Genomic DNA, 7,945 nt, shown 5'->3' with positions numbered 1-7,945 from the left:
ATTACGAATCTTGTCACTGTAGGGACGTGCCGCACGCATCCGGTCCTGCGCCTTGCGCATTTTGGATGCGGCGACCATTTCCATCGCCTTGGTGATCTTCTTCGTATTTTCTACGCTCTTGATCTTGCTGCGTATCTCTTTACCTGTAGCCATTCCGTGCTCCAGTTAAATTAAGCCACGAACGATTTTTTGAAATCAGCAACGGCGGCAGACAATGCAGCTTCACCATCTTTGTCGAGTTGCTTGGTTTCTTCGATCTTTTGCAGCAAAGGCGCGTGGCTAGTCTTCATGAAGTCATGCAGGCTGCTTTCGAACGGCAGTACTTGCTTGACTTCGATGCTATCCAGGAAACCCTTGTTGACCGCGAACAAAGACACTGCCATCAGCGAGATCGACAACGGCGAGTATTGCGCTTGCTTCAACAGCTCGGTCACGCGTGCGCCGCGATCCAGCTGCTTGCGGGTCGCTTCGTCGAGGTCGGATGCAAACTGCGCGAACGCAGCCAGTTCACGATACTGCGCCAGGTCGGTACGGATACCGCCGGACAGGTTCTTGATAACCTTGGTCTGAGCAGCGCCACCAACACGCGACACCGAAATACCGGCGTTGATCGCAGGACGGATACCGGCGTTGAACAAGGAAGTTTCCAGAAAGATCTGACCGTCGGTAATCGAAATCACGTTGGTCGGAACGAAGGCGGAAACGTCGCCAGCCTGGGTTTCGATGATCGGCAAAGCAGTCAGCGAACCAGTCTTGCCCTTGACTTCACCCTTGGTGAAATCTTCGACGTACTTTTCGTTCACGCGTGCTGCGCGTTCCAGCAAACGGCTGTGGAGGTAGAACACGTCGCCAGGATAAGCTTCACGGCCTGGTGGACGGCGCAGCAGCAGCGATACCTGACGGTATGCAACAGCTTGCTTGGACAGATCGTCATACACGATCAGCGCGTCTTCACCGCGGTCACGGAAATATTCGCCCATTGCGCAGCCGGAGTAGGCCGACAGGTATTGCATCGCAGCCGACTCGGAAGCCGATGCAGCAACCACGATGGTGTATTCCATGGCGCCGTGTGCTTCCAGCGAGCGCACGATGTTCTTGATCGACGATGCTTTTTGACCGATAGCGACATAGATACATGTCACGTCCTGGCCCTTTTGATTGATGATCGCATCAATCGCAACGGCAGTCTTACCGGTTTGACGGTCGCCGATGATCAGCTCGCGCTGGCCGCGGCCGATAGGCACCATCGAGTCGATCGACTTGATGCCGGTTTGCATAGGTTGCGAAACCGATTGACGGGCAATAACGCCTGGCGCGATTTTTTCAATCGGCGCTGTCAGCTTGGTGTTGACCGGACCCTTGCCGTCGATAGGCTGGCCCAGTGCATTCACTACACGGCCGCGCAGTTCCGGACCGATAGGCACTTCCAGGATGCGGCCGGTACATTTGACTGTATCGCCTTCGGAAATGTGTTCGAAGTCACCCAGAATAACGGCGCCGACAGAGTCGCGCTCGAGATTCAGCGCGAGGCCGAATGTGTTGCCTGGGAATTCCAGCATCTCACCTTGCATCACGTCAGACAGACCATGGATACGGCAGATACCGTCGGACACGGAAATAACCGTGCCCTGATTGCGAATTTCAGCGGTATCGCCAAGGCCTTGAATCCGGCTCTTGATCAGTTCGCTGATTTCAGACGCGTTGAGTTGCATATTAACTCCTAAAATTTTTCTCGTTGCTCAGTTACGCAAATACGCAAAAGTCAAAACCGATCAGTATTTATGCGGCCAAAGCAGCATGCAGTTCTTGCAGCTTGGCGCGCACCGAAGTGTCTAGCACTTCGTCACCGACAACTACGCGCACTCCGCCGATCAGCGAGTTATCCACAGTTACCGATGGGTTCAGCTTGCGGCTGAATTTCTTTTCCAGCGTGGCGATCAAATCCTTCACTTGCGCTTCGGTCATTTCAAAAGCACTGGTGATGTACGCGTCGGCAGCGCCTTCTTGTGCGTTCTTCAGCACTTGAAACTGCTCGGCGATTTCCGGTAACGCGATCAAACGGCCGTTATCAACCAGCGTCGCGACGAAGTTCTTGACTTCGGCGCTGGCTGCTTGCGGCGATTTCAACAGCGCCAGAAATGTATCGGCGATTTGCTGATGCGAGACGGCAGGATTGTGCGCCAGCGCCTTGACATCGGAATTGGCCGCTACCTGGCCCATCTCGGCAACCAGATTTGCCCACGCAGCCAGATCTTGCGACTTGGCCACACGGAACAGTGCTTCTGCATAAGGACGAGCAATCGTTGCAAGTTCAGCCATGATTACAGCTCTGTTTTCAGTTGGTTCAGCAAATCGGCATGTGCCGCAGTATCGACTTCGCGCTTGAGGATCTGTTCGGCGCCTTTGACCGCGAGGGTCGCAACTTCGCCGCGCAGAGCTTCGCGTGCCTTGGTCATTTGCTGTTCCGCTTCAGCCTTGGCGTTAGCGATGATGCGAGCAGCTTCTTCGGCGGCCGTTTTCTTGGCTTCGTCGACGATATGCTGGCCACGCTTTTCAGCTTCGCCAATGCGCTTTTGACCTTCGTCGCGCGCGGTCGCCAGTTCTGCCGAAGCACGCTTTTCAGCGGCTGCCAGATCTGCCTTGCCGCGATCAGCGGCTGCCAGGCCGTCCGCGATCTTCTTGGCGCGCTCATCGAGCGCCTTAGTCAATGGCGGCCACACGAATTTCATCGTGAACAGCGCCAGGACAAAGAAGACCACGAACTGAGCAAACAATGTTGCGTTTAAGTTCACGGTAATTTCCTTCTCAGAATAACGTGTGCTGAAGTGACTCAGCAGATTCGGTTACGCTTGATTAAATTAGTGAGCAACGAAAGGATTTGCGAATGCGAACAACATAGCGATACCAACACCGATCAGGAACGCAGCGTCGATCAGACCGGCCAGCAGGAACATCTTGGTTTGCAGGGTGTTCATCAGTTCTGGTTGACGTGCCGATGCTTCGAGGTACTTACCACCCATGATTGCGATACCGATACAAGCACCGATAGCGCCCAAACCGATGATCAAACCACAAGCCAAAGCAACAAAAGACAGATCAGTCATGACAATTCCTTCAAAGTTAAGTGAATACAAAAATTAATACAAAAAATTAATACGAAAAACAGATCTAAAACAAAAACTACAAATTCAAATCCAGCGCAGGTGAGTGTCGCTGTTTAGTGCGCCTCATGCGCCTGACCGATGTAGACCAGGGTCAGCATCATGAAAATAAACGCTTGCAGCAAGACGATCAGGATATGGAAAATCGCCCAGATCGAGCCGGCCACGACATGCCCGACAAAACCAAACGCGGTGGCGGTCGAACCGAGCAGCGCGATCAGTAGGAACAGCAGTTCGCCGGCATACATGTTGCCGAACAGCCGCATCGCCAGCGATACAGTCTTTGCAGCAAATTCAATCAGGTTCAACAGCAGGTTGGCAGGAGCCAGCCAGATACCGAAAGGAGCAGCCACCAGTTCATGCAGGAAGCCGCCGACACCTTTGATCTTGAAGCTGTAGTACAGCATCAGCGCCAGCACGCCGAGGGCGATGCCCATAGTGCCGTTGAGGTCGGCGGTAGGCACTACGCGGTGGTGGGAAATCACGCCATCCAGACCGACCAGCTTGAAGAAACTGGAGAACATGTCAACCGGCAGGAAGTCGAGCGAGTTCATCAATGCGACCCAGATGAATACGGTCAGCGCCAATGGTGCGATGAAGCTGCGATCGCCGTGGACGATGCCCTTGGCCTGGTCGTCGACCATTTCGACTACCATTTCAACGAAGGCCTGGAAACGCCCTGGCACGCCCGCGGTTGCTTTGCGCGCGGCGATATACATCAACAGACAGCCGAACACACCGGCAAACACCGACCAGAAAATCGTGTCGATATTGATAATCGAAAAGTCGACTATCTTGCTTTGATGGCCAGTTGAAAGATGTCCAAGGTGATGGACGATATATTCTGAGGGGGTTAGTGCTTCGTTTGGAGCTACGGTCATGATCGATGTCTAAAAAGTAAGATTATGTAACTTTTAAGTACCACGATGAAGCTGACGATAAATGCCGGCCAATTCAAATCGTGGTACAACCATACGACCGCGCCAAACAGCGCAATCGTTGTAGCAATTTTGACAAACTCACCGATGAAAAAAGACATCGGGTTGGCGCCGCCTGGTTTGCGCGCGCTGATGTAAAGACGGAGAGCAAACAGTCCATTGGGAACCGCGCAGCACACACCACCTAAAAGCGCGGAACAAAATCCGGATACGCCGGCCAGTAAACCTGCCACACATGCCAGCACCAGCGTAGTAACAAATTGCATAAGCACGATGCGCAGCATACTGACCCAATAATGTGCGAAAACTACTCGCCTAACAGAACGCGGTTGCATTGTGATGATGCAGCGCAGTCATCGCGCATCGACCACTTGGTTGCCACGCAGTTGCCTCGCAGTTGCCTGTCTACGGCTGATTTAGAAGCCCGAGGATTATAAAGGCTGGCCGCGGCTTTCGTCAAACTTTTGCTGCCGAATCATAAGCTTATACAACAGATGACGGCAGCTCCAGTTGTCCCGTTCCGACACATCTTTGGGACCAATCTGCGAACTCGCCGACGCCATCGATTTCCTCGCATGCACCAAATTTGTGAATCCCGAAATCGCCTCAATCCGTCAGCCGGCCGCCTGCTTTGTAACTTACTCTACGCCCTTGAGGCGTGTAATCAAACCGTCCAACGTATCCAGATCGGAAAAATCGATGATCAGCTGACCGCGATTTTTGGCGGCGGTCTTGATGGTTACCTGCGTCGCCAGCAAATCGGATAATTCTTCTTCCAGCCGGGCGATATCGCGCGGCTTTTCCTTGTTCTTGGCAGGCCGGTCGGCGGCGTCGGCCTCGGCAGTGGCGCGCACCACGAGTTTTTCGGTATCGCGCACCGACATGCGTTTGGCCACCACCTGGTTGGCCAGCGTGATCTGGGTTGCGGCATCCACTGCCAGCAGCGCCCGGGCGTGGCCCATATCGATATCGCCCGCCATCAGCATGGTTTGCACCGGCCTGGCCAGATTCAGCAGGCGCAGCAGATTCGATACTGCGCTGCGCGAGCGCCCTACCGATACCGCCGCCTGTTCGTGGGTAAAACTGAAATCGGTGATCAGGCGATGGATACCCTGCGCTTCTTCCAGCGGATTCAGGTCCTCGCGCTGCATGTTTTCGATCAGCGCCATCGCCGCAGTGGTCTGGTCGTCGACATCCTTAACCAGCACCGGCACCTCGATCAGCCCAGCCAGCTGGGCGGCGCGGAAGCGGCGCTCGCCGGCGATGATTTCATAGTGCTGAGCGCCATTGTGCAAAGCGATCGGCCGCACCAGGATCGGCTGCAGCAAGCCCTGCTCCTTGATCGACGCTGCCAGTTCGGCCAGTGCGCCTTCATCCATGCGGGTGCGCGGCTGGTATTTGCCGGCTTGCATGACGCTTACCGCCAATACCGACGGTGCGCCGACCACAGTCGGCACCGCTTCAGCGATATCCGTCGATCCGCCTAGCAAGGCTTCGAGACCGCGACCCAGACCCTTTGATTTTTTCGTGACCATCTTTTCCTACCGTAGATTACTGACCACAGGCAGCCTGTGGATAACTCAGTGGACAACTATGTGGGCAAGCCAGGAATAAGCTGTGACTAAGCCCATGGATAACTTCTGTATTAACCGTGTATTACCGGTGTATTAGCTGTGCATTACATGCTCTTAATACGTTCCACCATCTCCGCGCCAAAGGCGATATACGCCTGTGCGCCCTTGGAAGCGGCATCGAAACTCACGCCCGGCATGCCGTACGACGGCGCTTCCGCCAGGCGCACATTGCGCGGAATCACGGTCTTGAACACCTTGTCGCCAAAATGCTTTTCCAACTCTTCCGATACTTGTTGCGACAATGTCATGCGCGGATCGAACATGACGCGCAGCAAACCGATGATCTTCAGGTCCGGATTCAGATTGGCGTGCACCTTCTTGATGGTGTTGACCAGATCCGACAAACCTTCCAGCGCGTAATACTCGCATTGCATCGGGATGATGACGCCGTTGGCGGCGCACAGACCGTTCAGGGTCAGCATCGACAAGGCCGGTGGGCAGTCGATCAGGATGAAATCGTAGTCGTCGGCGACGCCGGTGAAAGCATCTTTCAAGCGTTTTTCGCGATTCTCCAGTTCGACCATTTCCACTTCAGCGCCGGCCAGTTCACGATTCGCCGGCAAGACGTCGAAGCCGCCGGTTTCTGAAGTCTTGCGCACCGACTTGATATCCGACATACCCAGCAGCACTTCATAAATCGAGGCAGTCAATGTTCCCTTGTTGATCCCGGCGCCCATGGTTGCATTGCCCTGAGGATCGAGATCGGCCAGCAATACGCGCTGATTCAATTGCGCCAGGCCGGCGGCCAGATTAACGGCGGTGGTGGTTTTACCGACCCCGCCCTTTTGATTGGCGACACAAAATATTTTTGCCATGTAGTGGTCTGGTCGTATTAATTGGTTGTTAGCTTGATGCCAAAACCGATCAGGAAAATTCCTGCGGCCCTGGAGGCGAATGCGGCAATACGGCGATTTTGTCCCAGGCGCTTGGCGGCGGTATTCCCGAGCAGTACCAGCAGACTACCGTAAATCAATGTGCAACTGGAAATGATTGCAGCCATGGCCAGGAAAGTCAGGCTGCCGCGATGCGCGGCCGGATCGATGAACAAGGGAAAAAACGCCATGTAAAAGATGATCGATTTCGGATTGACCAGCGTCACCAGGAAACCGCGGGTAAAATTGCCGCCGCTGACAAAGCCGCCATCGCTGTCGGTGCCGGCGCCGCCCTTCTGCTTAGCAAACAGCAATTTGCAGCCGAGGAAAGCCAGGTAGGCCGCGCCCAGGTATTGCACGCCCTTGAACACCAGCGGGTTGGCTGTCAGCAATGCCGCCACGCCGATCGCCGCCAGGAACATCAGCACCGCGTCGCCCAGCATGACGCCGAGCACGGAAGCGAAGCCGCCACGCAAGCCGGCCTTACCGGCGCAGGTCAGGATGCAGAAAGTCCCTGCTCCGGGCAATACCAGGAACACTACGGTGGCGGCGATCAACTGCCAGACGTCGGTAATGCCAAGGGTGTGAAAAAAAGCGCTCATGTCAGTTAAACCTGTTCCTGTTATTGCTTGCTGCGTTTAATAAAAATCAGATGCCGTTCCGCATCCAGCCCCGGCACTGCCAGCGGCTTTATTTCCGTTACTTCCCAACCGGCCGGCAAGCGGGCGATTTCCTGATCCGGCTTGACGCCCTTGAGCGCGATGAACTGGCCGTCATCTGTCAGCAAATGCGCCGACCAGTTGATAAAATCGGCCAATTCGGCAAAAGCGCGCGAAGTGATCACATCGAATTTCTGCGCCACCTGCAGCTGCTCTACTCTCGCGGTATGAACACTAACGTTACTCAGGCCCAACTCGGCTTTGACCTGGGTCAGGAATGCCGTTTTCTTGTGCACCGTGTCGATCATGGACACCCGCATCGCCGGCTTGGCCTTGCTGGCCCATATTGCCAGGATTATCCCTGGCAAGCCGCCGCCGGCGCCGACATCCAGCACATTCTCAGCCGCGGCAAAAGCCGGCACCACCGCCAGCGAGTCCAACAAATGATGCGTCATCATCTGTGCCGGTTCGCGGATCGAGGTCAGGTTATAGACCTTGTTCCATTTCGCCAGCAAATTCAGATAGGCCAGCAATTGCTGTTGCTGCTGCTGATCCAGCGTAATGCCTAATGTTTGTGCACCCTGCTGCAGGCTCGCTTCCAGCGACGCGGTCTGCGTTGAACTCATGCTGCCACTCCTTGATTATCCCGGCAATTACCTGGGCGGTCGTTGTTTTTCATGC

Annotated in this window: 11 protein-coding genes; all 11 read right to left on the bottom strand. The window is 54.9% G+C overall.

All coding sequences use genetic code 11. The features are described from left to right. A partial coding sequence (locus tag VNZ60_RS10435; protein WP_325658817.1) for a F0F1 ATP synthase subunit gamma occupies positions 1-153 on the bottom strand: 153 nt, incomplete at its 3' end. Positions 154-170: 17 nt separating this feature from the next. Beyond that, positions 171-1,712 (bottom strand): F0F1 ATP synthase subunit alpha, encoded by a 1,542-nt coding sequence (gene atpA / locus VNZ60_RS10430; protein WP_325658815.1) that lies wholly within the window; start codon positions 1,710-1,712, stop codon positions 171-173. 67 nt (positions 1,713-1,779) lie between these two features. Next, positions 1,780-2,319 (bottom strand): F0F1 ATP synthase subunit delta, encoded by a 540-nt coding sequence (locus tag VNZ60_RS10425; protein ID WP_325658813.1) that lies wholly within the window; start codon positions 2,317-2,319, stop codon positions 1,780-1,782. Between the two features lie 2 nt (positions 2,320-2,321). After that, on the bottom strand, positions 2,322-2,792 hold the full coding sequence (locus VNZ60_RS10420; RefSeq protein WP_325658811.1) for a F0F1 ATP synthase subunit B: 471 nt from the start codon (positions 2,790-2,792) through the stop codon (positions 2,322-2,324). Positions 2,793-2,858: 66 nt separating this feature from the next. After that, entirely contained in the window at positions 2,859-3,104 is a 246-nt protein-coding gene (gene atpE, locus VNZ60_RS10415; RefSeq protein WP_325658809.1) for a F0F1 ATP synthase subunit C, read from the bottom strand. A 113-nt stretch (positions 3,105-3,217) separates the two neighbouring features. Further along, entirely contained in the window at positions 3,218-4,042 is an 825-nt protein-coding gene (gene atpB / locus VNZ60_RS10410) for a F0F1 ATP synthase subunit A (RefSeq protein WP_325658807.1), read from the bottom strand. Further along, a complete protein-coding gene (locus VNZ60_RS10405; RefSeq protein WP_325658805.1) occupies positions 4,039-4,383 on the bottom strand; it encodes an ATP synthase subunit I in 345 nt (114 codons plus the stop codon). The genes atpB and VNZ60_RS10405 overlap by 4 nt, the downstream gene beginning before the upstream one ends. 354 nt (positions 4,384-4,737) lie before the next feature. After that, positions 4,738-5,634: a ParB/RepB/Spo0J family partition protein gene (locus tag VNZ60_RS10400; RefSeq protein WP_325658803.1), complete on the bottom strand. Its 897-nt coding sequence runs from the start codon at positions 5,632-5,634 to the stop codon at positions 4,738-4,740. 143 nt (positions 5,635-5,777) lie between these two features. Further along, entirely contained in the window at positions 5,778-6,548 is a 771-nt protein-coding gene (locus VNZ60_RS10395; protein WP_325658801.1) for a ParA family protein, read from the bottom strand. A 17-nt stretch (positions 6,549-6,565) separates the two neighbouring features. Next, positions 6,566-7,207 carry a leucine efflux protein LeuE gene (gene leuE / locus VNZ60_RS10390; RefSeq protein ID WP_325658799.1) on the bottom strand — a complete coding sequence of 214 codons (642 nt, stop codon included), beginning with the start codon at positions 7,205-7,207 and terminating at the stop codon, positions 6,566-6,568. A 20-nt stretch (positions 7,208-7,227) separates the two neighbouring features. Beyond that, the gene (gene rsmG / locus VNZ60_RS10385) at positions 7,228-7,890 is read right to left on the bottom strand and encodes a 16S rRNA (guanine(527)-N(7))-methyltransferase RsmG (RefSeq protein WP_325658796.1); all 663 of its coding nucleotides are present in this window, start codon (positions 7,888-7,890) and stop codon (positions 7,228-7,230) included. Positions 7,891-7,945 lie beyond the last annotated feature (55 nt).

Source organism: Collimonas sp. (assembly GCF_035566375.1).
Lineage (GTDB): Bacteria > Pseudomonadota > Gammaproteobacteria > Burkholderiales > Burkholderiaceae_D > Collimonas.
This window is presented reverse-complemented; position numbering and strand designations above follow the sequence as displayed.

Bases quoted from the DNA above. Each gene is read 5' to 3' on its own strand.
- atpA (WP_325658815.1), bottom strand. From the start codon at position 1,712: ATGCAACTCAACGCGTCTGAAATCAGCGAACTGATCAAGAGCCGGATT.
- VNZ60_RS10425 (WP_325658813.1), bottom strand. From the start codon at position 2,319: ATGGCTGAACTTGCAACGATTGCTCGTCCTTATGCAGAAGCACTGTTC.
- atpE (WP_325658809.1), bottom strand. From the start codon at position 3,104: ATGACTGATCTGTCTTTTGTTGCTTTGGCTTGTGGTTTGATCATCGGT.
- atpB (WP_325658807.1), bottom strand. From the start codon at position 4,042: ATGACCGTAGCTCCAAACGAAGCACTAACCCCCTCAGAATATATCGTC.
- VNZ60_RS10405 (WP_325658805.1), bottom strand. From the start codon at position 4,383: ATGCTGCGCATCGTGCTTATGCAATTTGTTACTACGCTGGTGCTGGCA.
- VNZ60_RS10400 (WP_325658803.1), bottom strand. From the start codon at position 5,634: ATGGTCACGAAAAAATCAAAGGGTCTGGGTCGCGGTCTCGAAGCCTTG.
- VNZ60_RS10395 (WP_325658801.1), bottom strand. From the start codon at position 6,548: ATGGCAAAAATATTTTGTGTCGCCAATCAAAAGGGCGGGGTCGGTAAA.
- leuE (WP_325658799.1), bottom strand. From the start codon at position 7,207: ATGAGCGCTTTTTTTCACACCCTTGGCATTACCGACGTCTGGCAGTTG.
- rsmG (WP_325658796.1), bottom strand. From the start codon at position 7,890: ATGAGTTCAACGCAGACCGCGTCGCTGGAAGCGAGCCTGCAGCAGGGT.